Consider the following 24,633-nt stretch of genomic DNA (forward strand, 5'->3'; position numbering starts at 1 on the left):
GCGAGGAGAGCGACATGGCGGGCACGGCCGGGGCGTCGAAGCGCGCGCTGATCATCGGCGGGTCCATGGCGGGTCTGTTCACGGCGCTCAGCCTGCGCCGGCTCGGCTGGGACGTGCATGTCTATGAGCGCATCGGCTCCGAGCTTTCGGGGCGCGGCGCCGGCATCGTCACCCATGCCGAATTGTTCGAGATCCTGAAGGCCTGCGGCGCGGACAGCGAGGCCGCGCGGGTCGGCGTGTTCGTTCCCGGACGCCGGGTGTTCGCGCGCGACGGATCGGTGTCGGGCGAGCGCGCGCTGGAGCAGGTCGTCACCTCCTGGGGCCATCTCTACGGCATCCTGCGCGAGACGCTGCCCGCCGATCTCTATCATCACGGCCGCAATCTCGCCGCGGTCGAGGAGGGCGCCGACGGCGTCGTCGCCCATTTCGAGGATGGCGGGCGTGAGACGGGCGCGCTCCTGGTCGGCGCGGACGGAATCTTCTCCACCGTGCGGGGGCAGTTCGTGCCCGAGGCCAAGCCCAAATATGCCGGCTATATCGCCTGGCGCGGCCTCGTCCCCGAGAGCGACCTGTCGGCCCGCGCGCGGGCGGACATGGTGAATTATTTCGCCTTCTCCCTGCCGCCCGGCGAGCAGATGCTCGGCTATCCCGTGGCGGGCGAGGACGAGGCGATGGAATATGGCCGGCGGCGCTACAATTTCGTCTGGTACCGTCCGGCGCCGTCCGACACCGTACTGCGCGATTTGTTGACCGACAGCGACGGGGTCGAGCACGCTTTGTCGATCCCGCCGAACAAGATCCGGCCCGATGTGATCGCCGCGCTGCGCCGCACCGCGGCCGAGACGCTCTCGCCCCAGTTCGCCGAAGTGGTCGCCCGCACCGCCCAGCCCTTCATCCAGGTGATCCAGGATCTCGAGACGCCGCGCATGGCGCTCGGCGCGCATACCGTCATCCTCGGCGATGCCGCGTTCGTGGCGCGTCCGCATGTCGGTATGGGCGTCACCAAAGCGGCCGGCGATGCCGCGGCGCTCGCCGCGGCGCTCGCCCGGACCTCCGACGTGCCAGCCGCGCTCCAGGCGTTCGACGCGCTGCGCCGGCCCTACGGCGCGGCCGTGGTGCGCCGCGCCCGCCAGCTCGGCGCCTATATGCAGGCCCAGCTTCTGACCGAAGACGAGCGAATCAGCGCCGAACGCCACCGGCAGCCGGAGGCCATCATGGCGGAGACCGCCGTGAATGCCGGCATCGCCGCGTAATCCCCGCCGCTGAACCGAAGGGAGGATCAGCCATGACCAAGCACGTCATCACGAGCTGGCCGGACGCGCCCGCCGAATGGCCCGCCGCGCTGCGGGCGGAATTCGCTGCCCGCGCCGGAAATGGCGAGGTGGGCACCCGCCTCGTCTCGCAGACCGATCGGGTCCGGGTCTGGACCCTGACCCTCAAGCCGGGGGAGCGCATCGGCTTCCACACCCATGTCCTGGATTATTTCTGGACCTCGGTCACCGGCGGGGAGGCACGCTCCCATTATGGCGACGGCCGCATCGTCGACGTCACCTACACGCCCGGCGAGACCCGCCATCTGAGCTTCGAGGCGGGGGGCTTCATGACGCACGACCTGGAGAATCTCGGCACCACGGACCTCGTGTTCACAACCGTGGAATTTCTTGACAGCGCGAACGCGCCATTGCCTCTCGCCGCGCCCGTTCTGGCGGGCCTGGAACAGGCCGCCTAGCGCCGCCCCGCGGCGGAGAAATTCCCGCCCGCCCTTTCGGCAGGCTCAGTAAGGGCTTGAATTTGAAGGAAATTTTGTGTCCGTCGGGCAGGCCGGCGGGCACGTTTCGGCGCGTCTGAAGATCGCGACCGACGCATGCCGGACATTAGAAAAAATGATACTCTCGATCACAAATGATCATTTGGCGATGTCCCGGCCTCGCACCTAATACGAGGTAAAGACGGCACGGGATCATGTGAAAGCAGAGCGATCTGCCTTTCGCATCTGCGAATGCCGGGGGCTCAGCATGCTGCGCTGCGATGGCGCAAAGGTTAGCGGCCCGTCTCAATAATCACTGTTCCAGGAGGAAACTTTGAGATGAATCAAATTCTGCGCAAATCCACTCTCGCCGCGGCGCTCGCCGGCGGCCTCGCCGCGGTGTTCGCGCTGCCGGCGACGGCCGAGACGATCCGCCTGCGCATCGCGTCCGGACATCCGGCCGTGAACACCTATGTCAATCTGATGCAGAATTTCTTCGTGCCGGAAGTCACGAAGCGGGTGGCCGAGAAGACCAGCCACAAGATCGAGTTCGTCGAGGGCTATGGCGGATCGATGGTGAAGGTCGCCGACACGCTGGAAGGCGTGCAGTCCGGCATCATCGACATCGGCGGCTATTGCTTCTGCTTCGAGCCCTCGAATCTGCCCATGCAGGCGTTCCAGGTGATGTTGCCCTTCTCCTCCATGAGCTCGGTGACGAGCGTGAAGGTGGCGCGCGAAGTGTACGACAAGGTGCCGTACATGAGCGAAGTGTTCGAGAAGAAGTTCAATCAGAAGCTGATCGCCCTGATCTCGGACAATGGCTACAACCTCACCACCACCTTCGATTGGAACACCGTTGCGGACCTGAAGGGCCGCAAGCTGGCGGGCGCGGGCCTCAATCTGAAGTGGCTGGAATATGCCGGCGCGATCCCGGTCCAGTCCTCGCTGCCGGAATCCTACACCGCGATGCAGACCGGCGTGTACAATGGCTGGATCATGTTCCCGTCGGGCGTCGTCAACTTCAAGCTCTACGAAGTCTCGCCTTATTATACCGAGACCGGCTTCGGCGCGATCACCTGGCACGGTTTGACCATCAACAAGTCGCGCTTCGACAGGCTGCCGAAGGACGTCGCGGCGATCATCCTCGAGGTCGCGCGCGAGTTCGAGGCCAAGACCGGCACGGTCAACGACGAGAACTATCCCAAGCAGATCGCCCAGCTCAAGGAGCTCGGCGCCAAGGTGAAGAGCGCGGTCCCCGACAGCGTCCGCCTCGACTGGGCCAACTCGCTGAAGGATTGGCCGAAGGAGAAGGCCGCCGAGCTCGACAAGGCCGGCCTGCCGGGCACCGAGGTGCTGACCCTCGCCCTGGAGCTGTACGAGAAGAACGGCCACAAATGGCCGGTGCGCTACCAGCTCAAGTGACATCTGCGTCCGCGCCTGCGATCCGGGCCGCCCTTCGGGGCGGCCCGGGTCCGCATGTTCGCCGGTCGTTCAAGCAAATGGGTTCGTCATGATCGGAACCGCGCTTACCGTCGTCTCGAAGGCGCTCCTCGTCATCGCCTCCACGCTCGCCTTCCTGCTCTGCTTCGTGGTGTGCGCCGACGTCATCGGCCGCGTCCTGTTCGGCACGCCGCTGAAGGGCACGCCGGAATTGGTGTCGAGCTCGATCGTCATCATCTGCTATCTGCAGGCGAGCTACGCCATCCTGTCCGGCGGGATGATGCAGGTGGACGCCTTCACCGCCAATTTCCCCGTTCCGGTCCAGGTGGTGCTGGGCATTCTCGGCTCGCTGCTCGGCGCGCTTCTGTTCGGCCTGATCTTCTGGGGCTCGATCGACGGGTTCATGCACGCCTGGGACAGCGGCGAATATGAGGGCGAGGGCGCCCTGCGGGTGCCGATGTGGCCCGTCCGTCTCGCCGTGCTCGCCGGCACCGGGCTTGCGCTCCTCGCCTATCTGCTCCTCGCCGCACGCCAGGTGGTCGCCGCCCGGCGCGCCGAGATCGTGTCCACCGGCGTCTCCCACTGAGGCTTCCCCATGTTCGATGCAACCCAGATGATGCTGGTGGTGGGGGTCCTGCTCGGCCTGGTCTTCCTCGGGACCCACATCGCCGTCGCCCTCGGCATCACCTCCGCCCTCGGCATCTACCTGATGATGAACGGCGACCTGGAGGTCGTGCGGTCCTTCATCTCCAACACCGCCTATGAGGCGATCCGGGACTATATCTTCGCGGTCATCCCGCTGTTCATCCTGATGGGCGAGTTCCTCGCCCGCTGCGGCGCGGCGAGCGATCTGTTCACGCTGGTGAACAGGCTGACCAAATGGCTGCCCGGCCGGCTCGGCATCGCCACCGTGTTCGCCAACGCCATCTTCGCCTTCGTCTCCGGCGTCAGCATCGCCGCCGCGGCGGCGTTCTCGCGCATCGCCTATCCCGAGATGAAGCGCTACGGCTACGACCGCCAATTCTCCCTCGCCTGCATCGCCGGCAGCGCCTGCCTCGGCATGCTCATTCCGCCCTCGGTGCTGATGATCGTCTGGGGGGTGATCACCGAGCAGTCGATCGGCAGCCTGTTCCTCGCCGGCATCGTGCCGGGCTTCCTCGTCGTCACCGCCTATTGCGTCTACATCGTCATCTTCGCGATTCGGAACCCCGCCTTGGTCGGCGAAGCCGCCGCCCCCGGCGTGGTCTCCGTCACCGCGTCGGGGACTGCTGTGGCAGGCCGCGGCGGGCCGCGCGTGGCGGCGGTGGCGCCGGTCGTCGAAGACGCCGACTTCCGTAAGACCCTCGTCGGCACGCTTCTGGTCCTGGTCCTGATCCTCAGCGTGCTCGGCGGCATCTGGTTCGGCGTGTTCACCCCGACCGAGGGCGCCGGCGTCGGCGCGACCCTCGCGCTGTTTATCGCCATCGGCCGCGGCATGCGGCTGAAGGAGATTTTCGACGTCGTCCTCACGGTGGGCCGCACCTCCGCGCCGCTCCTGCTGCTGCTCGTCATGGCGCAGCTCTATTCCCGCGTTTTGTCGATGACCGGCATCACCGGGGCGGTGCAGGCTTTCTTCCTCGATACCGGGCTGCCGCCGCTCGCCATTCTCGGCATCATGATCCTGATCTGGTTCGTGCTCGGCTGCGTGATCGATTCGATCTCGATCATCCTCCTGACGGTTCCGGTGTTCGCCCCGATCGCCGCCGCCCTCGGCTATGATCCGCTGGCCTTCGCCATGATCGGCATCATCGCGATCGAGACGGGCCTTCTGACCCCGCCCTTCGGCATCCTGGTCTTCACCGTGAAAGCGGCGCTGCCACAGGAGAACCTCTCGGTGGGCGAGATCTTCCGCGGCGCGGTGCCGTTCTGGATCTGCCTTCTGACGGTGATCGTCCTGCTCATCGTCTTCCCCCAGATCGCGACCTGGCTGCCCAATCTCGGCAAGGTCGGCGGGTAGGGCGCAGTCCCGCCGGCCGCACGTGCGGCCGGCGCCAATCAGAGCCGGTAATCCGCGGGATCATAAACAATGATTTCCGCTGCCATTCCCCGGTGCGCTACCCGTTTCGGCAAGCCGCCGCGGCGGCGCCCGGTCCCAACGACCCTGGCCCATCTGGGAGGATTTCATGAGCGACATCGAAAAGATTTCCGTCAACGGTGCGGACCTCGCCGCTTGCGTCGATGGCGAGGCCGGCAAGCCCTGGCTGGTTCTGTCGAACTCCCTCGCCTGCACGCTGGAAAGCTGGCGCCTGCAGATGGCGACCTTCACCGCCACCCACCGGGTCCTGCGCTACGATACCCGCGGCCATGGCCGCTCTTCCGCGCCGGCCGGACCTTATTCCATGGCCACCTTCGCCGCCGATCTGGTCGGGTTGATGGACCATTTCGGCATCGACAAGGCCGACATCGTCGGCCTGTCCATGGGCGGCATGACCGGCCTCGGCGTCGCCATCACCTATCCCGACCGCGTCAACCGCCTCGTCTGCTGTGCGGCGCGGTCGGATTCGATCCCGCCCTTCGTCGACAGCTGGAACACCCGCATCGCGGCGATCCGTGCCGCCGGCGGCATGCAGGGCGTGGTCGACTTCACCATCGAGCGCTGGTTCACGGAAGGCTTCCGCGCCGCCAATCCCGACGCGATCGAGGAAGCGCGCGCCATGATTCTCGCCTGCGACACCGAAGGCTATATCGCCTGCGCGGAAGCGCTGAAGGGGCTCGACTACAAGCGCAGCCTCGACACCATCAAGGCCCCCGTCCTCTATGTCGCCGGCGCATCCGACGGCGGCGCCCCGCCCGCCGCGATGAAGGAGATGGCGGCGCTCACCCCGGGCGCGGCCTATGTCGAGATCGCCCCGGCCGCCCACATCATCCCGATGGAAAATCCCGAAGCCTACAATGCGGCGGTCGGCGGCTGGCTGAGCGGCGCGGGCCTCAAATAGAGCGCCTCAGGACGAAACCCGGAGGCCGCGGCCCGGCTCCGGCCGGGTCCGCACCCGCGGGCCGCGCGGTCTGTCCGGGGGCAGGCCGGCGCGACGCATCTGCGACGTGGCGATCAGGCCGGGTAATCCCCGGCATCAGGAACAATCATTTTTCCGCATGGGGCCGGCGCCCTATTCTGCGGGCAGACTGACGGAGCGTAGTGATGAAGCTTGGTTTCTTCACCATGCCGATCCATCCCCTGGACAAGGATTGGCGCAAAACCCTCGCGGAGGACCGGGAGGCCTTCGTCCTCGCGGACGAACTCGGCTTCACCGAGGCCTATTGCGGCGAGCATGTCACGGACCAGGCGGAGAACATCACCTCCTGCGCCATGTTCCTCGCCTGGATCGCCTCGCACACCAAGAATATCCGGCTCGGCACCGGCACCATCAATATGCCGAACAGCCACCCGGCAGCGGTCGCCGCGGAAATCGCCATGCTCGACCACATGCTGGACGGCCGGTTCAATTTCGGCATCAGCCCCGGCGGCCTGCTGTCGGACGCGGAAGTGTTCGGCAATCTCGATGCCGACCGCAACGCCATGTTCGTCGAGGGCATCAATTCCGTGCTGGCGATCTGGGCCGGCGAGGCGCCCTATAATATCGACGGCAAATACTGGAAGATCAGCACCGAGCGCCAGCTGATGGCGGCGATCGGCCAGGGCATCATCGCCAAGCCGCTGCAGCGCCCCCATCCGCCGATCGTCGTGACGGTGGTGGCGCCGTATTCCAAGGGCGTGGTCGAGGCCGCGTCCCGCGGCTGGCTGCCGATCTCGGCCAACTTCCTGATGCCCAAATGGGTCGCGACCCATTGGCCGAAATATGTCGAGGGCTGCGAGCGGGTGAACCGCGTCGCCGACCCGGCCGACTGGCGCGTCGCCAAGAGCGTGTTCGTCGCCGATGATCTCGCCACCGCGCGCGAGTACGCGACCGGGCCGAACAGCCCGTATCGCTTCTATTACAATCAGCTTCTGACCAAGATGAAGGCCAACAAGCGGGCCGAGCTCTTCAAGTCGGATCCCAAAATGTCCGACGACGACCTCACGATCGAGAAGGTGGTGGACGAGCTGGTGATCTGGGGCACGCCCGACAAGGTGGCTGACGATCTCCTGAAGTTCCAGGAGCAGACCGGCCCGTTCGGCACTCTGCTTTATGCCGGCAAGGATTGGGCGGATCGCGATCTCGCGCGCCGCTCCATGGTGCTCCTCGCCGAGAAGGTGGTGCCGCTGATCGACGGCCGCACCGCAGGCGCCTCGCGCGCCGCCGAATAGGCTTCAGTCCCCGAGACCGATGCCTCGACCTGCCGCCGGGGGTTTTCGCCCCCGGCGGATTTTTGCTGTTTCTTTCGCCCTGCCGTTTCTTTCGCCCGGTCCGCACCGTCTTCCGCGCCACGCCCCTGTGTGCCGCCTGCGGCGATCGGGCCGGGAGATCCGCCCGCATAATCCGCGGCGCGGCCGGGATTTTGCACGCGTGACGCTTGCGCCTGCCGGACGGCGGCCGGCGCAACGGGGATGGGGATGTCGGAGTTCGCACCGCAGATCGTTCTGGCCGGCTTCGCCGCGGTCTTCCTCATCGCTTTCGCCAAGAGCGCCTTCGGCGGCGGGCTCGCCGTGGTCGGCATACCCGTGCTCGCTCTGGTCATGGACCCGGTCGATGCGGCGGTGGTTCTCACCCCGCTCCTGCCGCTCATGGACATCGCCTCGCTGAAGGTGTTTCCGCCCCGCACCTGGTCGATGCCGGACGTGGTGTGGATCGCGACCGGCGTGTTCTGCGGTATGATTCTCGGCGCGGCGGTGTTTGCCGGCCTGCCGCGCGATGCCACCGGCGCGCTGATCGGCGCGGCGATCCTCGCCTTCGCGCTGCGCCGCCTGCTGTTCGGCCCGGCACCCAAGCCGCCGCTCGATCTGTCCCGGGTGCGCGCGCTCGGCTGGGGCCTCGTGGGCGGGCTGACGACCTTCCTCGCCAATGCCGGCCAGCCGCCGGTGGCGGTCTATCTGATGCGCCGTCCCCTCACCAAGACGGTCTATGCCGGCACCATGTCGGCGGTCTTCACCATCGCCAACGTCACCCGGCTGCCGCTGATGGCGGCGATCGGGCTCGATCGTGCGCATCTGCTGATCTATTCCGCCGCTTTGTTCCCGGCGATCCCGCTCGGCGCCTATCTCGGCAAACGGCTGCACGACCGGCTCGACCGCGACCGGCTCCTGTTCTGGGTGCACATCCTCCTGGTGCTGGCGGGCGCCAAGCTGCTCGGCAGCGCGGTCGGTCTGATTCCATGATGGCGGGTGTGTTCTGATGGGTCCCGGTCTCACCCTCCTTCTCGCCTTTGCCGGCGGGGTCGCGGTCGCGAACCTGTATTATGCCCAGCCGCTGCTCGGCCCGATCAGCGTCGATCTCGGCATCTCGCCGGCCGCGGCCGGCCTCGCCATGACCGTGGTTCAGGTCGGATACGGCCTCGGCATGATGCTGGTCGTGCCGCTCGGCGACCGGTTCGAAAACCGCCGTCTGATCGTGACCGCCCTCCTGGTGGTGGCGCTGGCGCTGATCGGTGCGGGCCTGGCGCAGAATGCGGCGATGTTCCTGGCGGCCGCCCTCGTGCTCGGCATCTCCGCTTCGGTGGCGCAGGTCATCGTGCCGTTCGCCGCCCATCTCGCCCCGCCGGAGGCGCGCGGCGGCGTGGTCGGCAAGGTCCTGTCCGGCCTCCTGCTCGGGATGATGCTGGCGCGGCCGATTTCCAGCCTGGTCGCCGACGTGCTCGGCTGGCGCGCCATTTTCCTGATGTCGGCGGGGCTGGTGGCCCTGGTCGCCGCCGCGATCGCGCGGCAGGTGCCCAAGCGCCATCCCGGCGCCGGCTTCCGCTATCGCACGCTGCTGCGCTCGATGCGCGATCTGCTGCGTGCCCATCCGGTGCTGCGGCGGCGGGCGGGCGTGCAATTCTTCCTGTTCGGCGCCTTCACACTGTTCTGGACGGTGATTCCCCTGCTTCTGGCCAGTCCGGCCTACGGCATGAGCCAGACCGGAATCGCGATCTTCGCGCTGATCGGCGTGACCGGCGCGGCGGCCGCGCCCTGGGTCGGGTGGGCGGCCGATCGCGGCTGGGGCAGGATCGGCGCGCTGGCGGCGCTCGCCGCCTCGGCGGTCGCCTTCCTGCTGTGCGTCCCCGGCGGCGCGGGCGGACCGGTCGCGCTCGGCGCCTTGGTGGTCGCCGGCATTCTGCTCGATTGCGGCGTGGCCTCGAGCCTCGTCCTCAGCCAACGCACCGTGCTCGCGCTCGGCTCCGATTCGCGCAGCCGCCTCAACGGCCTGTTCTTCACGATCTTCTATTCCGGCGGCGCGGTCGGCTCGGCGGTGGGGGCCTGGGCCTTCGTGATCGGCGGCTGGGAACTCGCCTGCGGCATCGGCCTCGCCATGACGATCGCCGCGGCCGGGATCCACGCGGCAGACCGGCGCGCGGCGTCGCGCGGCCATTAGAAAATCGAATGAGCTTTAGAAGAGTTCATAATTTGTGCTCCCGGACCGGCTTGCGCACAGTGCCGCGGCGACGCGCGGGACCGGGTCCGGTGCGCCTGCATGTGCGCATGCAAGGCTGGCGGACCGGCACGTCGCCGGGTCGTGGGGGACCGGTCCGCGCCGTGCCGAGGTGCGGCGGTCCGGCGACCGCTCCAGAAAATCAGGGACGAAAGACATGCTCAAGGTTGGACTGATCGGGATGGGCTGGTGGGGCGGCACGCTTCTGCGCGTGCTGCAGGGCAGCCCCGACATCAAGATCGTCGCGGCGACCGACATCGATCCGGCGAAGGACGCTTTGGCCGCCGAGCGCGGCGCGCGTTTCCTGCCCAGCTTCGAGGCGGTGCTGGACGATCCCGAGGTCGAGGGCGTCGTGCTTTGCACCCCGCAGCAATTCCATGCCGGCCAGATCGTGGCGGCGGCGAGCCGCGGCAAGCACGTCTTCTGCGAGAAGCCGCTCTGCCTGACGCGTGCCGACGCCGAGACGGCGGTCGCGGTGTGCCGCGCCAACAAAGTGGTCCTCGGCGTCGGCCACGAGCGCCGCTTCGAGCCGCCGATCATCGACATGATGAAGCGCATCAAGGCCGGCGAGCTCGGCACCATCGTCCAGGTCGAGGCGAATTTCAGCCAGGACAAGTTCCTCGCTTTGCCGAAGGGCAATTGGCGCATCTCAGCGTCCAATCCGGTCGGCCCGGTCACCGCCACCGGCGTCCATCTGCTCGATCTCTCGACCGCCATTCTCGGTCCGTGCGAGCGCGTCCTGACCTCGCTGCGCACCCTCGCCACCGAATGGGAGAACGGCGACACCCTGGCCCTGACGCTGAACTTCAAGAACGGCTCGACCTCGCTTCTGTCGGCGATCCTGACCACGCCGTTCGACGGCCGCATCGCGGTCTATGGCTCGAAGGGCTGGGCCGAGGTGCGCGACAAGGCGCATCCGGAGAATTCCGAGGGCTGGACCGCGACCTATGTGATCCGCGACAAGCCGCGCGAGGACCTGGAATATCCGCCCGCGCCGGCGGTCCGCGCCAATCTCGAGGCGTTCGCCCGCGCCGCGGCCGGCGGTGAGCCCTATCCGATCGAGATGGACCAGATGATCGACACCGTCGCGGCGCTCGAGGCGGTGTTCGTCTCGGCGCAGACCAACGAGCTCGCGGTCTGCCCCTGATCGGGGCCGGCCACGCCGGGACACGGTGAATTGCGCGCCCGGACGGGACGGCCTGGCCGTCCCGTCCTTGCACGCCGCCGGTGCCGCCTGTAGAGCCGGCTTCGGACGTTTGCGCCTGCCTGGAGACCCGTGCCGCCGTGGCCGAAAGCCTGAGAGAGATCCGCCTGTTCGTCGCCGCCTATGAGGAGCGGTCCTTCACCGCGGCGGCGCTGCGCGAACATGGCACCCAGTCCGGCGTGTCGCAGCACATCCGCAAGCTCGAGGAGCGGTTCGGGGTCCGCTTGTTCTCCCGCGAAAAGGGGCGGGTGACGCCGACCCCGGCGGGCGATGCCTATTACAGCCGCTGCGTCGAGATGCTGCGCCTCCAGGAGGCGACCAACCAGGCCATGATGATGTTCGGCCACGGCGTCTCCGGCGATATCGCGGTCGGCCTGATGCCGACCATGACCCGCGTCACCCTGGCCCCGGCGATGCGGCGCTTCATCAAGGACTATCCCAACGTCTCGATCCGCGTTGTCGAGGCGTTCAGCCCGATCCTCACCAACAGCGTGCTGACCGGCGAACTCGACTTCGCCATCGTGCCCTCGATCCCGGGGCGGCCGGGGCTGAAGACCCAGCATTTCCTTACCACCCACGAGACGCTGGTCAGCCGGATGGAACCGGACTGGCACCTCAAGCCGGTAAAGATGAAGGCGCTCGGGCCGGTGAAGCTGATCCTGCCCTCGATCGCCAATACGCGGCGCTCGCTGATCGAGACCTATATCGCCTCCAACGGGGTCCAGATCGAGCGCATGCTGGAAATGGATTCGATGATGGGCACGCTGGATTTCGTCGCCGCCTCGGACTGGCGCACCGTGGTCCCGGCCATCATGCTGGCCGCGGATATCGACCGGCTGCCGCTTTCGGTCCAGCCCATCGTCGACCCGGTGGCGCCGCTCGATCTGGTCCTGATCGAGCCGTCGCGCCAGGTCATCGCGCCGCCCGCCGCGATGTTCCTGGAATTGCTGCGCGAGGAGGCGGAGCGCCTCAATCAGTTCTGGGCCGGTTATTTCTGACCGGCCGGGCTCAGCCCTGGGCGTCGATGCGGCAGAACTTGCCGCGGTGATAGACCAGCGGCGCATGGCCGCGATCCTGCAGCGCCACCACTTCGCCGAGATAGATTTCGTGGTCGCCGCCGGGGTGGCGGGCATGGACGCGGCATTCGAGATGGGCCGCCGTGTCGAGGAGGACCGGCGCGCCGGTCATGCCCGCCTCGAAGGCGACATCGGCGAATTTGTCCTCGGACGGGGTCGCGAACCGCCGGCCGAGCTGTTCCTGGTGCTCGGCCAGAATGTTGATGACGAAGCTGTCGGCCGCCCGGAACGCGGACAGGCTGGGCGCCTTCAGCGCGAGGCTCCACAGGATCAGCGGCGGATCGAGCGACACCGAGTTGAACGAATTTATGGTGAGGCCGACCGGGCGTCCCCCGGTCCCGAGCGTCGTGGCCACCACGACGCCGGTCGTGAACGAGCCCAGCACGTCGCGCAGATGGCGCGGCAGGATCGGGGCGAGCGTTTCGAGATCGGGCGGCATATGGCTCACGCAGACAATCCTCATGGCAAGGGGCTCCCCGCAACATGGGGAGCCCACTGCATAAACTCAAATTATGATGTGTAATTGCCCTGATCAGAACCGCTAATTGCCGCACGGTGCGCAATGGCGCGCGCCCCGCGCGAGGCCGTCGTACGCGTCGAGCAGGCGCTCGCGCCAGCCATGCACCGGGTCGTCCGCCGCCAGCGTTTCGACCGGGCTGACGCAACGCGCCCACATCAGCATGCCGAACACGCAATAATCGGCATAAGCCGGCGCGGCGCCGCAGATGAAGGGCTGGTGCTGGAGCATGTGGCGCAGCGGGGTGAGCGCCTGGCGCAGCTCGGAGAGCCGCACCGCGGGGTCGCCGACAACCTGTTCGAGCGGCATGCCGAAGCGCTTTTCACGGGTGGCGCGGAAATAATCACGGTCCTTCGGGTCGAGCCGCTCATAAATGTCGAGCACGACCAGCTTGGCGACCGCCGGGACCAATGCGGTGTCCGCCCAGGAATTCACGAAGCGCGCGATGGCCCGGCCCGTCTCGCCGCCGAACAGCGACGGACGGTCGGGATAGCGCGTCTCGAGATATTCCGCGATGCGGAAGGAATCGCTCACCGTCTCGCCGTCGGCGACGAGAACCGGGACGAGGCCCTGACCGGAGAAGGCGATCGCCTCCTTCTCCGTGAAGCGCCACGGCACGCCGGCGACCGCGACGCCTTTGTGGGCGAGCGCCATGCGGGCCTTCCAGCAATGCGGGCTGAAGCGCAGATCCGGATCTGCGCCGGCCAGTTCGTACAAGGTGGCGGGGGCGGTCATGGCGTGTCCCCTCAGGTCGCTGCGGGCAGCTTGGCGGTCTGGCCGAACAGCAGCGCACGCGAGGCCTCGCTGACATTCGGCGCGGTGTTGATCGAGGCGGCGATTTCATAAGTGCGCTGCACCGCCGGGCGGGCGGCGATGGCATCGTACCAGCGCTTCACGTTCGGAAACTCGGCCATGTCCTGGCCATGGCGCGGGGCGAGATGCACCCAGGGATAGATCGCCATGTCGGCGATTGAATAGTCGCCGCCGACATAATCCGCGACCGCCAGGCGCCGGTCGAGCACGCCATAGAGCCGATTGGCCTCCTTGGTGTAGCGCTCGCTCGGATAAGCGATGCGCTCGGGCGCGTAATGCAGGAAATGATGCGCTTGCCCGGCCATCGGGCCGAGCCCGCCCATCTGCCAGTACAGCCATTGCAGGACCTCGTAGCGCGGGCGCGCCGGCTTCGGCAGGAACTGGCCGCTCTTGTCGGCGAGATATTCCAGCACTGCGCCCGATTCGAACACGCCGAGCGGCCCTGCGCCGTCCTCCGGCGCGTGGTCGATCATGGCCGGGATGCGGTTGTTCGGGCTGGTCGCGAGGAAGGTGGGATCGAACTGCTCGCCCTTGGAAATATTGACCGTGGTGATCTTGTAGGGGAGCCCCATTTCCTCCACCGCGAGAAGGACCTTGTGGCCGTTGGGCGTGGTCCAGTACAGCAGCTCGATCATCCTGGTCTCCCTGAGGGTCGGCGCGCTCGGGGGGGCCCTGGACAGAGGCGGCGCGCCCTGTATCCTTGACAAGAGTGTCAAATTTGACAGGACTGTCAAGCATCAGCTGTCAGAGATCGGACGAGGAGGCGGGCCGCTCATGGCCGGAGTGCGCAGGTTCGACGAGGAGGACGTGCTGGCCAAGGCGGAGGCCGTGTTCCGCGCGAAGGGCTTCGGCGCGACCTCCATGCTCGATCTTGCCTGCGCCACCGGGGTCCAGCGCGGCAGCCTCTATCACGCCTATGGCGACAAGGAAGAACTCTTCCTGCGGACCTTCGGCCGCTATGAGGCGCGCTTCCTCGCCACCGTGGCGCAGGCCCTGGAGGGGCCGGATATCCGCTTGGCTCTTCAGGCTTTTCTCGAAGCCGCAATCGACAATATGACCTCCGGGTCCCCGGCGCCGGGATGCCTCTCCACCCGCACCGCCGGCGAGCCGACCGGCGCGCGGATCCGCACCGAGGTCCGCGGCCTGCTCGACGGGCTCGACGCGATCCTGATGGCGGCCTTGGCGCGTCCCGGCGCGGCGGAACGGCTGGCGGTGCCGGCCGAGGCGGCGGCCCGCCTCGTCGTGACCTTCACGCGCGGCCTCGCGGTGATGGAGCGCGTCTACGGCGATCCGGCCGCTCTGCGCGCCACGGCGCGCACCCTGGTCGACCTGCTCGTTCCCCCCGATCCCGCGGTTTGACCCCGCCTTTCGTTCTCCGCCATTTGACCCGGCCGGGTCTCCGCCGATATCCACCTGCCCAAGACCAACGCGTCCTCAGGACGTCCGGGAGGCCAATATGCGTACGCAGCTCGTTTCGATCGACACCCCGACTTTGCCGCTGGACGGGGCGTTCCATGAGCCGGAGTCCGGCCCGGTGCGCGGCGGCGTGCTGCTGTTCCACGGCAATACGATGAATTTCTACACCGGCGCGCTGCGTTTCCTGCCGCCGGTTCTGACCTCCATGGGCTATGCCTGCCTCGCCTTCAACCGGCGCGGCCACGACATTCTGTCGATCCGCAACAGCCGCGCCGCCGAGGGCGCCGCGTTCCAGACCACCGCCGAAGGGATCGAGGACAATGCCCTCGCCGCGCGCTGGATGGCCGAGCGCGGCTTTCCCGCGCCGGTCGTCATCGGCCACAGCAATGGTGGCATGCTGGCCGTGAAGCACGTTCACGACCGGCCGGAGACGCCGGCGCTGATCCTGCTCTCCGCGCATCGCGGGGGCGCGGGCGACACCGTGCTCCAGAGCCTGTCCATGTCCGGCCATCTCGCCCAGGCGCGCAGCGCCGAGGTTCTCGCCGAGGCCCGGGCCTTGGTGGCCGAGGGGCGCGGCGACACGCTGATGCTGGTGCCCGGCTGGTGGTACGTCATCTCCGCCGCCAGCTATGTCGACCGGCTGACCACGATGCACGCCATCCTCGACCTTGCCCCCGAGATCAAGGTGCCGACCCTCTATATCCGCGGCGACGACGAATCTCCGGTCGGCTATCCCGCCGAGATCTATGCCGAACGGGCCGGCGGCCCGTGCGAGGCCCAGGTCCTGCCGGGCTGCGATCATTTCTACAACGGCGTCGAGGATCTGGTCTGCGCCCGCGTCGCCGACTGGCTGCGCCGCACCCTCGGAGCGGATGCGTGACCTGAGCGGTGGCTCCGGCCGGCGGGTCCTGCTTTACTCCCTCGCGGAAATCCGCGCGCGCAAGCGGGCGTTTCAGGCGGGAGACGAGACGTGTCGGGCGGGAGCGCGGCGGCGGAGCGGCTGAAGGTGCCGGCGGAGGCGGTCTGGTGGGCCGTCCTGCCGCTGGTCCTGCATGTCCCCTCGCTTTATGCGATTTTCCGTTTCGTCCCCAATCCCTGGCCGGCCGGCGCGCTCTATCTCGCGCTGGCGCTCGGGGGCAGCTGGTATGCGCTCGTCCCATCCCGGCGCGCGGCGCTGATCGCGGCGCTCGACCGCCGCTGGATGTTCTGGTGCGGTCTCGCCGTTATCACCTTGCTCACGCTGATCATTTATTCCTATGCCGACGCGCGCAAGACGTCCGGCCTCGGCAGCGACAATGACGACGGGCTCATCACCGGTGCGCAATCACTGGTGCGCACGGGAAATTCCTACGCGATGCGGCTCTATACCGGCAATCCGATCAGCGCCGGGCCGGGTTGGATCCTCCTCGTGGCGCCGCTGTCGCTCACCGGCCTGTACGGCCTCCTCACGCCCCTCGCCATCGCCGCGGCGGCCTTCGCCGCACGCACCGGCGGCACCTCCTGGGGCGCGATCAATCTCGCTCTGGCGCTTTTGTTCTCGAGCCTCGCCGCCTGGCACATGACCGTGACCGGGCTTGATTACATCCCCCTCATGCTGCTCCTCGTGGCGGTCACGCTGGGTCTCGCCGAGGCCCGGTCGCCGGCGGTCCTGGTCGTCCTCACTTTGGCTCTTGGTCTTCTCGGGACGGCGCGGATCGTCTTTCTCTATTGGCCGGTCTTGGTCGCATTCGCACTGGTCCCGGTCCGGGGCTGGAAGGTCGCGATCTCCGTGGGCCTCGCCGCAACCGCCTTCGCTTTGGTCCTCGATCTGTGGAGCTGGGCGACGGCGCCCGGTTTCTTTCCACCGTTGCACGTCTTGGGAAAGGGCCAGGGCTATGCCGCGGCGAGCGGGTATCTCTTCCCCGCCGGCACGATCGCCCTGTGCGCCGTGACCGGCGCGCTGATGCTGGCGAACTGGCGGCGCTGGCCGGCGCTCCTGCATCTCGGCCTCGGCGTATCGGTGCCGCTGCTGTGCACCGGCCTCGGCGCGGCCTGGGCCGTGGGCGCGGCCGGCGAGCTCAGCGCCTCTGCGATCGTGGCGGCGACCCTGATCCTCGCGCTGCTCCTGCTGGCGCCGATCACCCCAGCGACGCGCGGGGCCGCCTGACCGGCGCGCGCGGAACGCCGCCGCAGGAGGGGCGGCCAAAGCCGGACGCCGCGTGCGTCCGGAAAACGGCGGGTGGATTGACTTCGCTTCAGGTGCTCGAGATAGGGCGTCGAAGCCAATCCAGCTTGGTCGACGCCGGCCGTCCGTCGCCAGAGGGGACCAGGCCAGGGGTCAGGGTCGCAGGAACGGGGATATCGCACGATGCGTCATTCGCTATTCGTATTTGCGCTGGCCGCCGTCGGCACGCTGGCCGCGCCTTCTTTTTCCTCAGCGGCGGAACAGATCCTCGCGGGAGCGGCAAATTCCCCGAAGCTCGACTTCGCCGCAATCTCCAACGCCGACCTTGGCCGGTGGCAGTCCTCCGGCTGCAGCTTCGCGCTGTTTCGCAACAAGGATCTCGTCGCCATCTTCGACACGCAGGACGCGCGGAAGAAGGCGCTCTTCAAGATCGATGGCAGGATCACCGCCGCGACCGCGACGGCGGGCGACCCATCCGCATATTGGGTCGGGACCGTCGGCGGGCGACAGATCCGCATGATCAAGGGCCGTGTGAATCCAGCCGTGCGGAATGATGGCGGCGGGCAAGGCGGCGAAGGGCGTCTCGAATGGAGCGGACCGTCCGGGCACGGCGCGATGACGGTGCGCTGGGAGGAGGGCTGCTGAGGCTCCGGCGGGGCTCGCCCGGCTGAGGCGGGGCGCGCGGCCGCGGGCTGCACGCGGCCTAGCGGAGCCGGGCGATCCCGATGCCGTCGAGTTTGGCGCGGTCTTTGATGGATTCCTCGCTGCGCGTCATGGCTTTCGAAATCGCCCTCAGGGACATGCCCTTCTTGGCGAGCAGTTTGAGCTTCTCGAGCTCCTCGTGCGTCCAGGGTTGGCGGTGCCGTTCAAATCGCTCGGCCATGGTCTGTTCCTGCTGGGCCGGCTCCATCTCCGGCGTTCGCGCCTTCTATAGCCGTGATGGCGACGAACCGTCCCACTTTCATGGCGGTGCCGACCCGAGCAGGGGGCCTCAGAGGCCGGTTCACCGATCAGGCTGAGGCAACCTGATCGGTGCGTGCGTTAGACGGGTGTCGGCGCGACGTGCTTGGGATCGAAGTTCGATGCCGGCTTCGGCTTCGCCTCATAGGCGAAGGGGCCGTCCGCGAAGGTGTAGCGGTACCAAGGCGCGTCGTTGGCCCGGCCGAGGCGATGGCGCAGGGCGCCGAAGGCGCGGTAGATCACGGGATAAGGCTGGCCATGATAATGCGCGAGAATCTCGCGCCAGGCGCGCGGCTGCGCCTTGATCAGGGCCTCCATGTCGGCGGTGAGAGCCTCTTCCGTCATCGGTACCACCCCGGCCGGGGGATCGCCGAGGTCGCACAGGGCGCTGCGCGCGAACTCGTCCGGATTCCACGACGGCCCGATCGGAATGGTGCAGTCGAAGCCGATCTTGGAGGCGACCCCGGGGATCTCGCATTTGGGGTCGACCGTCATGGTGTTGCAGTCCTTGATCATGACGGTGTCGCGGTCCGGCATGAAGCGGAACGCCATCGCGGCGAGAACCGCCTGGTCGTCCCAGATGTCGACATCGGTGTTGAACACCATCGCCACCTTGGGCAGGCCCTGCTTGGAGGCGGTGAGCATGATGCCGAGCGCCTGTTTGGCATCGCCCGCGCCGAGCGGGTTGATCTTGGCATAGGCGATGTTGGAGAGGCCGCCGGCCGGCGAGCGCACCTCCTTCACGTCGATCCCCGCCTGCTTCAGCGCGCCGAACAGATCGGCCTCGATCGCTGGCAATTGGAGCATGTTGTCGGTGAACCAGGGATGCAGGCCGCCGATCGTGCCGTGCTGGTAGATGCCCCCCTTGCGGTAGGTCATCGCCTTCACCTTGAGGCGGTAATTGTGCTTCAGCCCGCCGCCATACATGCCGGTGAACTCGCCATAGGGACCCTCGTCGAAGGACAGGCCCTCCAGCGCCATCAGCTCGCATTCGAGCACGATCTCGGCATTGGCCGGCACCACCACGTCGATCGTCTCGCACTTCACCATCTTGGCCGGGGCGCCGTAGAAGCTGCCCAGCACTTCGAAATCGTCGGTGTCGCCGGGGACCCCGGCAAGGCACGCGATCTTGTCGAGGATCGGCCCGCCGATGACGATGGCGACCTCGAGATTCTGCCCCTTGGCCGCCGCCGCCATCGCATTGATGCGCTGGCGGTGCGAGGTGCAGGTCATGTCGACCGACTTCTCGTTCTTGGCGCGGAACATCGAGCGGTAGACGCCCCAGTCATACACCCCCGTGTCGGGGTGCTTGCTGATGAACAGATTGTCGTTGGTGTAAGCGTGGCCGTCCCGGTCGTGGTGGAGGAACATCGGCAGGCGGGTGAGGTCGACGTCGTCGCCGGTGAGGATCACCTCCTTGCAGGGGGCGGTCGCGACCGTCTCCCACTTGACCCGCCCCTTCGCCTTGGCGACCATTTCGAGCCCGGTCCGGGTTTTGTCGCATTCCATCGCCCAGGCATACATGTCCTGGTTGGAATAGGCGTTGGCGAGCAGCGAGAATTCGCTGTCGACGATGGTCTCGATCAGCACCGCTTTGGTGGGATTGGATTCCAGGACGTGCGGGATCTGGTCGACCCGCGTCGGCGCTGTTACGCGCACCAGAAAGCCGGCTGCATCGAGCGCGGCGACGAAATCGGGCAAGGATTGCTGTGCGGCCATGGGGCTGCCTGGGTCTGTGAGGAAATAAGCCGGGCGATGTCAGGACAAGAGCGGCGCGGGCGCGCCGGTCTCGGCGAAGCCTCGCAATTGATGCAGCAGCAGGCCCCAGAGCGCGTTGCAGGTCTTAAAATTGCCGGCGTCGTGCGGCCAGCCGTCATGGGCGAAAACCACCTTGACGCGACCGTCGGGCAATTGGCTCAGATCGAACTGAAGGCGCGTGCCGGGGGCGTCGCCCGGCCCGTCGACACAATCCCAAACGACCCGGGCGGTCTGCTCCGCGCGCACTTTCCAGACGAAGACAGGACCATCGGGGTAAGCGAGGGTCCAGGCGCCGTCCACCGGGCCCGACACCTGCGCCATGGTCCAGCCGGACAGGCCCTCGGGCGTCATCAGGGCCTCCTGCACGCGGTTGAATTCGGCTTGGATCTTCACCTCATGGTGCAACGCGTGCTCCGGCATCCTATCCCCCTGATGGCCAGCTTAGTTCAATTTGCAGAAGAAAAGGCTTCGCTACCAGCGCTTTTTAAGTGGAAAGGCTTATAGATGAAGGATTGCGACACGCCAGTGTCGGCTCTGGTCTCCAGACCGTTCGCGGTCGCCGGCTCAACTTTTTGAGACGCGGATATGGTCGCTCTCTCAAGGGGGGCGCAGGGCGGAAAACAGGTCGGTCGGACGGAATGCGTCGGGGAGGTGGCTGGCCGCTCCGGTCGAAGAGAGACGGCCCGCTGCGTCGCCGGCTGTGGGCCTCAGCGCTCGGGCGCGTAAGCGAGGACCGGGGCGCCGACGGAGCCGCCGACCGACAGCTCGGCCGCCTCGCGACGGGTGCGGGCGGGGGCCTCGACCACGGCGAAGGCCGAGCGGTCCGCGAGCAGGGCGTCGACCACCTGGAAGTTCAGCTTGTGACCGCCGCGGAACGACCGGTAGCGGGCGAGCAGCGGCAGGCCGGCGAGCGCGAGGTCGCCCACCGCGTCGAGCGCCTTGTGCCGCACGAATTCGTCGGAAAAGCGCAGGCCCTCGGCATTCATCACGCCGTCCGCGTCGAGGCAGACGGTGTTGTCGAGCGAGGCGCCGAGCGCATAGCCCGCGCCGCGCAGGCGCTCGACATCCCGCAGGAAGCCGAAGGTCCGGGCGGGGGCGAGTTCGCGGCGGAACACGCCGGGCGAGAGCGTGCCGGCAAAGCGCTGGCGGCCGATGGCGTGATGGTCGAACTCGATTTCCACCTCGAGCCGGCAGCCGGCATCATAGGGGCTGAGTTCGCCGAACGAGGCGCCGTTCTCAACCCGGACCGGCTTCAGCACCTTGAGATATTTGCGGCGGCCGGAGAGCGGCGCGATACCGACCGAATCGACCGCGGCGACGATCTGCGCGGCACTGCCGTCGAGAATCGGCACTTCCGGCCCGTCGATCTCGACCTCGGCATTGTCGACGCCGAGGCCGGACAGCGCGGCGAGCACATGCTCGACGGTGGCGACCAGCGCGCCGGACCGGTCGCCGAGGACGGTCGCGAGATCGGTGGCCTGCACCGACTGGCGGGAGACTGCGATGCGGCGCGGCGCCTGATCGGCGAAGGTGCGGGAGAAGACGATGCCGGTATCGGCGCCGGCGGGCTTCAGGACCAGATGGGCATCGACGCCGGCATGCACGCCCGCACCCTTGAGTGCGGCTTGACCGGCGAGCGTCGTCTGCAGATCTGAAGTCATTCCGCCTCGAAAGCGCCCCGGCGCGATGCCGCTCTGCCTTCGCCTCTGATCGTCATTTCCCTGCCCATCTGCGCCGGCATGGATCGAATCGACCACGTCAGCGTTGCGCAAGGTTCGAGCGAGAAACTAGACGGCTTGCCGCACTGCGCCAAATCACGCTTGCTTACCGCCTGTTACCGAGGCCAAATCCTAATTTTATCTTTCTTATCAAATGATTACGCCCGGACACGAGGTCCGGGCGCAAGCCTGTGTTACAGCCAACAGGGTTACCGCTTCGCTTAACCGTCAGTTCGCCTGGCGGCGCAGGAAGGCGGGAATTTCGAGCTGGTCGTCCTCGTGGCCGGGCTGCTGGGGATGACGGGTCGGGACCTCGGCCGCCGGCCGCGCCGCGGGGCGCTTGGCGAATTCCGAGACCGGCTCGCGGCCCTGCGGCTTGGCGGCCGGCGGGGCGGGGGCGCGCAGGGTCGGCTGGGGCGCGCGCGCCGCCTCCGGCTCCTCCGCATGGCGGCCCATGCCGACATTGGCGAGCCGCTGGAGCAGCGTCATCTTCTTCTGCTCGGCCGGAGCTTCGCCGCGCTGGGCGCGGATCTGGTTCTGCGCCGGCATGGGCAATTCCTCCACGCGCGGCATGCGCGGGGTGCGCGGGCGCTGCGCCTGGGGCGGGATATAAGGCGAGAACTCGTCTTCGTGGGTGGCCGGGGCCGGCGCCGGGGCCGGTTCGGGCTCGGCATAATAGGTCTGCTTGGGCGCGGCGGCGCGGATCGTGACTTCGTCGATCGCGACCGCCTGCTGCGGCGCCGGGGCGGGCGCCGGCTTCGGCGGGGCCTTCATTTCCAGCGCCATCAGATCCTCGGCGGTGATCGCATCGACCGCCTTGCGGATCTGCGCGTCGCGCGCCTGCTCGACCGCGGCGCGGCCGGCATTCGACATCTTGCGGCCCTGCAGGTCCGGCAGGCCCTCGCCGCGGGTCTGGATCTGCTCGGGGATGACGGCCGGATCGATGCCGGTCGCGACCACCGAGACGCGGATGATGCCGTCGAGGCTCTGGTCGAACGTGGCGCCGAGAATGATGTTGGCGTCGGGATCGACCTCCTCGCGGATGCGGGTCGCCGCCTCGTCCACTTCGAACAGCGTCATGTCGTTGCCGCCGGTGATCGAGATCAGCAGGCCGCCGGCGCCGCGCATCGAGGTCTCGTCGAGCAGCGGATTGGCGATCGCCGCCTCGGCGGCCTGGAGGGCGCGCTTGTCGCCGGAGGCCTCGCCGGTGCCCATCATCGCCTTGCCCATGTCGCGCATCACGGCGCGGACGTCGGCGAAATCGAGATTGATCAGGCCTTCCTTGACCATCAGATCGGTGATGCAGGCGACGCCCGAATAGAGCACCTGGTCGGCCATCGCGAAGGCGTCGGCGAAGGTGGTCTTCTCGTTGGCGACCCGGAACAGGTTCTGGTTCGGGATGACGATCAGCGTGTCGACCGTCTTCTGCAGTTCGTTGATGCCGTGCTCGGCCACCCGCATGCGGCGCTGGCCTTCGAAATGGAACGGCTTGGTGACGACGCCGACGGTCAGGATGCCGAGTTCGCGTGCCGCGCGGGCCACGACCGGCGCCGCACCGGTGCCCGTGCCGCCGCCCATGCCGGCGGTGATGAACACCATGTGCGAGCCGGACAGGTGGTCGCGGATTTCGTCGAGCACCTCTTCGGCCGCCGCGCGGCCGACTTCCGGCTGCGAGCCGGCGCCGAGACCTTCGGTCACCGCGACGCCCATCTGCACCAGGCGCTCGGCCTTGGAGAGGGACAGGGCCTGGGCGTCGGTGTTCGCGACCACGAACTCGACGCCGGTCAGGCCGGAATTGATCATGTTGTTGACGGCGTTGCCGCCGGCGCCACCGCAACCGAACACGGTGATCCGGGGCCGCAACTCCCGAATGTCGGGCATCTGAAGGTTGATCGACATGTTCTCACTCCGTAGCGCCAGAGGCGCCGTGACGCCGTTCGATTCCGAGGCTTGACCCGAGTTAAGACCAACTCGGTTAACCATCTCTAAAAACTGTCCTTCAACCAGCGTCCAACGCGGCCGAAATACGTCGCACCCTCGGCGCCGGCCGCCTGGCGGCGGCGGGGCTCGAAATGTTCGAGCCCCGCCACCTGCGGATAGACCAGCAAACCCGCCGCAACCGCGAACGCGGCGCCGCGCGCCGCTTCCGGCAGCCGCGACACGCCGAGCGGGCGGCCGATTCGCACCTGCGGCCCGATCACCCGCGCCATAAGGTCCGGCAAACCCTGCAATTGCGCCGCGCCGCCGGTCAGAACCAGCCGGCGCCCCGCATCGCCGGCATGGCCGGAAGCCTTCAGGCGGTCGCGAATCAGTTCCACGATCTCTTCCGCTCGCGGTTTTACGATAGTCACGAGGCGGGATTTCGGAACCATGTTCGGCTGGTCCCGGTCATCCCCAGACAAAGCGGGGATGGTGAGCATGTCGTGGTCGTCGGACGACACCGCGACCACGGCGCCGTGCAGCGCCTTGAGTCGCTCGGCATCGGCGAGCCGGGCCGGCAGGCCGCGCGCCACGTCGTTGGTGATGTGCTGCCCGCCGAGCGCGATGCCGTCGACATAAAGGCAGTGGCCGCCGGATACGACGGAGAAGGTGGTGGTGCCGGCGCCCATGTCGATGAGGGTCACGCCGAGTTCCATCTCGTCGTCGGTGAGCGAGGAGAGCGCCGCCGCATAGGGCGCGCACACCATCGCCTCGATGCCGAGATGGCAGCGCTCGATGCACAAAACGAGATTCTTCAGCGACGTCATGTCGCCGGTCACCACATGCATGTCGACGCCGAGTTCGCGCCCGAGCATGCCGCACGGTTCGCCGATGCCCCGCCGTCCGTCGAGCGAATAGCCGACCGGCAGCGCGTGCATCACCGCCCGCCCGTCGCCCACGGCGAAGGTGGAGGCGGCCTCAAGCACGCGGCGGATGTCGAATTCCTCGACCGCCGGGGCGGTCAGGCGTACCGCCGCCTCGTAATGCTGCGACGAGAGCCGGGCGCCGGATACGCCGACGATGACGGAGGCGATCTGCACCCCCGCCGCCCGCTCGGCCATGTCGACGGCCTGGCGCACCGCCAGTTCGGCGCGGGTCATGTCGATGATCGCGCCGCCCTTCACCCCATGGGCGCGGGTATGGCCGATGCCCAGCACATCGATCGCATGGGTGCGGCGGTGTAGAACGTCGGAGGCGCCGCGCGGCTTCAGCCGGGCGATCGCGCACACCACTTTGCTGGTGCCGATGTCGAGCACCGCGACGATGCCGCTCTTCTTCTGCGGGATCGGACGCATTTT

At 67.7% G+C, this 24,633-nt stretch carries 24 protein-coding genes; 15 read left to right on the forward strand and 9 right to left on the reverse strand.

Annotation, left to right across the window (positions count from 1 at the left end):
• Positions 1–14: 14 nt before the first annotated feature.
• The 11 genes from EDC64_RS05030 to EDC64_RS05080 all read left to right on the forward strand — a co-directional run bounded on the left by EDC64_RS05030 (position 15) and on the right by EDC64_RS05080 (position 11,931).
• Complete coding sequence (locus tag EDC64_RS05030) at positions 15–1,253, forward strand: FAD binding domain-containing protein (RefSeq protein WP_132030161.1); 1,239 nt, start codon at positions 15–17, stop codon at positions 1,251–1,253.
• Between the two features lie 32 nt (positions 1,254–1,285).
• Positions 1,286–1,729, forward strand: a complete 444-nt coding sequence (locus EDC64_RS05035) for a cupin domain-containing protein (RefSeq protein ID WP_132030162.1) — start codon at positions 1,286–1,288, stop codon at positions 1,727–1,729.
• Positions 1,730–2,086: 357 nt separating this feature from the next.
• Positions 2,087–3,169 carry a C4-dicarboxylate TRAP transporter substrate-binding protein gene (locus EDC64_RS05040; protein WP_132030163.1) on the forward strand — a complete coding sequence of 361 codons (1,083 nt, stop codon included), beginning with the start codon at positions 2,087–2,089 and terminating at the stop codon, positions 3,167–3,169.
• 88 nt (positions 3,170–3,257) lie between these two features.
• Positions 3,258–3,773 (forward strand): TRAP transporter small permease, encoded by a 516-nt coding sequence (locus tag EDC64_RS05045; protein ID WP_132030164.1) that lies wholly within the window; start codon positions 3,258–3,260, stop codon positions 3,771–3,773.
• 9 nt (positions 3,774–3,782) lie between these two features.
• Positions 3,783–5,183, forward strand: a complete 1,401-nt coding sequence (locus EDC64_RS05050; protein WP_132030165.1) for a TRAP transporter large permease — start codon at positions 3,783–3,785, stop codon at positions 5,181–5,183.
• A gap of 166 nt (positions 5,184–5,349) precedes the next feature.
• Positions 5,350–6,162, forward strand: a complete 813-nt coding sequence (gene pcaD, locus EDC64_RS05055) for a 3-oxoadipate enol-lactonase (protein WP_132030166.1) — start codon at positions 5,350–5,352, stop codon at positions 6,160–6,162.
• Between the two features lie 203 nt (positions 6,163–6,365).
• Positions 6,366–7,472, forward strand: a complete 1,107-nt coding sequence (locus tag EDC64_RS05060; RefSeq protein ID WP_132030167.1) for an LLM class flavin-dependent oxidoreductase — start codon at positions 6,366–6,368, stop codon at positions 7,470–7,472.
• A 246-nt stretch (positions 7,473–7,718) separates the two neighbouring features.
• Complete coding sequence (locus EDC64_RS05065) at positions 7,719–8,480, forward strand: sulfite exporter TauE/SafE family protein (protein WP_165933641.1); 762 nt, start codon at positions 7,719–7,721, stop codon at positions 8,478–8,480.
• A 16-nt stretch (positions 8,481–8,496) separates the two neighbouring features.
• A complete protein-coding gene (locus EDC64_RS05070) occupies positions 8,497–9,672 on the forward strand; it encodes an MFS transporter (protein ID WP_132030169.1) in 1,176 nt (391 codons plus the stop codon).
• A gap of 214 nt (positions 9,673–9,886) precedes the next feature.
• Positions 9,887–10,876, forward strand: coding sequence for a Gfo/Idh/MocA family protein (locus tag EDC64_RS05075; RefSeq protein ID WP_132030170.1), 990 nt, complete (start codon positions 9,887–9,889; stop codon positions 10,874–10,876).
• 137 nt (positions 10,877–11,013) lie between these two features.
• Positions 11,014–11,931, forward strand: a complete 918-nt coding sequence (locus EDC64_RS05080; RefSeq protein ID WP_132030171.1) for a LysR family transcriptional regulator — start codon at positions 11,014–11,016, stop codon at positions 11,929–11,931.
• A 10-nt stretch (positions 11,932–11,941) separates the two neighbouring features.
• Here the strand turns inward: EDC64_RS05080 and EDC64_RS05085 are convergent, their stop codons facing one another.
• From EDC64_RS05085 to EDC64_RS05095, 3 genes are all read right to left on the reverse strand, one after another.
• On the reverse strand, positions 11,942–12,472 hold the full coding sequence (locus EDC64_RS05085) for a flavin reductase family protein (RefSeq protein WP_207915903.1): 531 nt from the start codon (positions 12,470–12,472) through the stop codon (positions 11,942–11,944).
• A 78-nt stretch (positions 12,473–12,550) separates the two neighbouring features.
• On the reverse strand, positions 12,551–13,261 hold the full coding sequence (locus tag EDC64_RS05090) for a glutathione S-transferase family protein (protein ID WP_132030172.1): 711 nt from the start codon (positions 13,259–13,261) through the stop codon (positions 12,551–12,553).
• 11 nt (positions 13,262–13,272) lie between these two features.
• Positions 13,273–13,974: a glutathione binding-like protein gene (locus tag EDC64_RS05095; protein ID WP_132030173.1), complete on the reverse strand. Its 702-nt coding sequence runs from the start codon at positions 13,972–13,974 to the stop codon at positions 13,273–13,275.
• Between the two features lie 139 nt (positions 13,975–14,113).
• On the opposite strand from EDC64_RS05095, the gene EDC64_RS05100 reads away from it, so the two are divergent.
• The 4 genes from EDC64_RS05100 to EDC64_RS05115 all read left to right on the forward strand — a co-directional run bounded on the left by EDC64_RS05100 (position 14,114) and on the right by EDC64_RS05115 (position 17,564).
• Entirely contained in the window at positions 14,114–14,698 is a 585-nt protein-coding gene (locus tag EDC64_RS05100; RefSeq protein ID WP_132030174.1) for a TetR/AcrR family transcriptional regulator, read from the forward strand.
• Positions 14,699–14,795: 97 nt separating this feature from the next.
• Positions 14,796–15,635 (forward strand): alpha/beta hydrolase, encoded by an 840-nt coding sequence (locus EDC64_RS05105; RefSeq protein ID WP_132030175.1) that lies wholly within the window; start codon positions 14,796–14,798, stop codon positions 15,633–15,635.
• A 90-nt stretch (positions 15,636–15,725) separates the two neighbouring features.
• Positions 15,726–16,901: a hypothetical protein gene (locus tag EDC64_RS05110; protein WP_132030176.1), complete on the forward strand. Its 1,176-nt coding sequence runs from the start codon at positions 15,726–15,728 to the stop codon at positions 16,899–16,901.
• A gap of 201 nt (positions 16,902–17,102) precedes the next feature.
• Positions 17,103–17,564: a hypothetical protein gene (locus EDC64_RS05115; protein WP_132030177.1), complete on the forward strand. Its 462-nt coding sequence runs from the start codon at positions 17,103–17,105 to the stop codon at positions 17,562–17,564.
• A gap of 58 nt (positions 17,565–17,622) precedes the next feature.
• On the opposite strand, the gene EDC64_RS05120 is transcribed toward EDC64_RS05115, so the two are convergent.
• The 6 genes from EDC64_RS05120 to ftsA all read right to left on the reverse strand — a co-directional run bounded on the left by EDC64_RS05120 (position 17,623) and on the right by ftsA (position 24,630).
• Positions 17,623–17,802, reverse strand: a complete 180-nt coding sequence (locus EDC64_RS05120; RefSeq protein ID WP_132030178.1) for a Myb-like DNA-binding domain-containing protein — start codon at positions 17,800–17,802, stop codon at positions 17,623–17,625.
• A 158-nt stretch (positions 17,803–17,960) separates the two neighbouring features.
• Positions 17,961–19,598, reverse strand: coding sequence for a UbiD family decarboxylase (locus tag EDC64_RS05125; protein ID WP_132030179.1), 1,638 nt, complete (start codon positions 19,596–19,598; stop codon positions 17,961–17,963).
• Positions 19,599–19,637: 39 nt separating this feature from the next.
• Positions 19,638–20,057 carry an SRPBCC domain-containing protein gene (locus tag EDC64_RS05130; protein WP_132030180.1) on the reverse strand — a complete coding sequence of 140 codons (420 nt, stop codon included), beginning with the start codon at positions 20,055–20,057 and terminating at the stop codon, positions 19,638–19,640.
• Between the two features lie 287 nt (positions 20,058–20,344).
• Entirely contained in the window at positions 20,345–21,298 is a 954-nt protein-coding gene (gene lpxC / locus EDC64_RS05135; RefSeq protein ID WP_132030181.1) for a UDP-3-O-acyl-N-acetylglucosamine deacetylase, read from the reverse strand.
• 285 nt (positions 21,299–21,583) lie between these two features.
• Complete coding sequence (ftsZ, locus tag EDC64_RS05140) at positions 21,584–23,254, reverse strand: cell division protein FtsZ (protein WP_132030182.1); 1,671 nt, start codon at positions 23,252–23,254, stop codon at positions 21,584–21,586.
• Positions 23,255–23,340: 86 nt separating this feature from the next.
• Complete coding sequence (gene ftsA, locus EDC64_RS05145; RefSeq protein ID WP_132030425.1) at positions 23,341–24,630, reverse strand: cell division protein FtsA; 1,290 nt, start codon at positions 24,628–24,630, stop codon at positions 23,341–23,343.
• Positions 24,631–24,633: the final 3 nt, after the last annotated feature.

It is taken from the genome of Aquabacter spiritensis (assembly GCF_004346185.1).
GTDB classification, from domain to species: domain Bacteria; phylum Pseudomonadota; class Alphaproteobacteria; order Rhizobiales; family Xanthobacteraceae; genus Aquabacter; species Aquabacter spiritensis.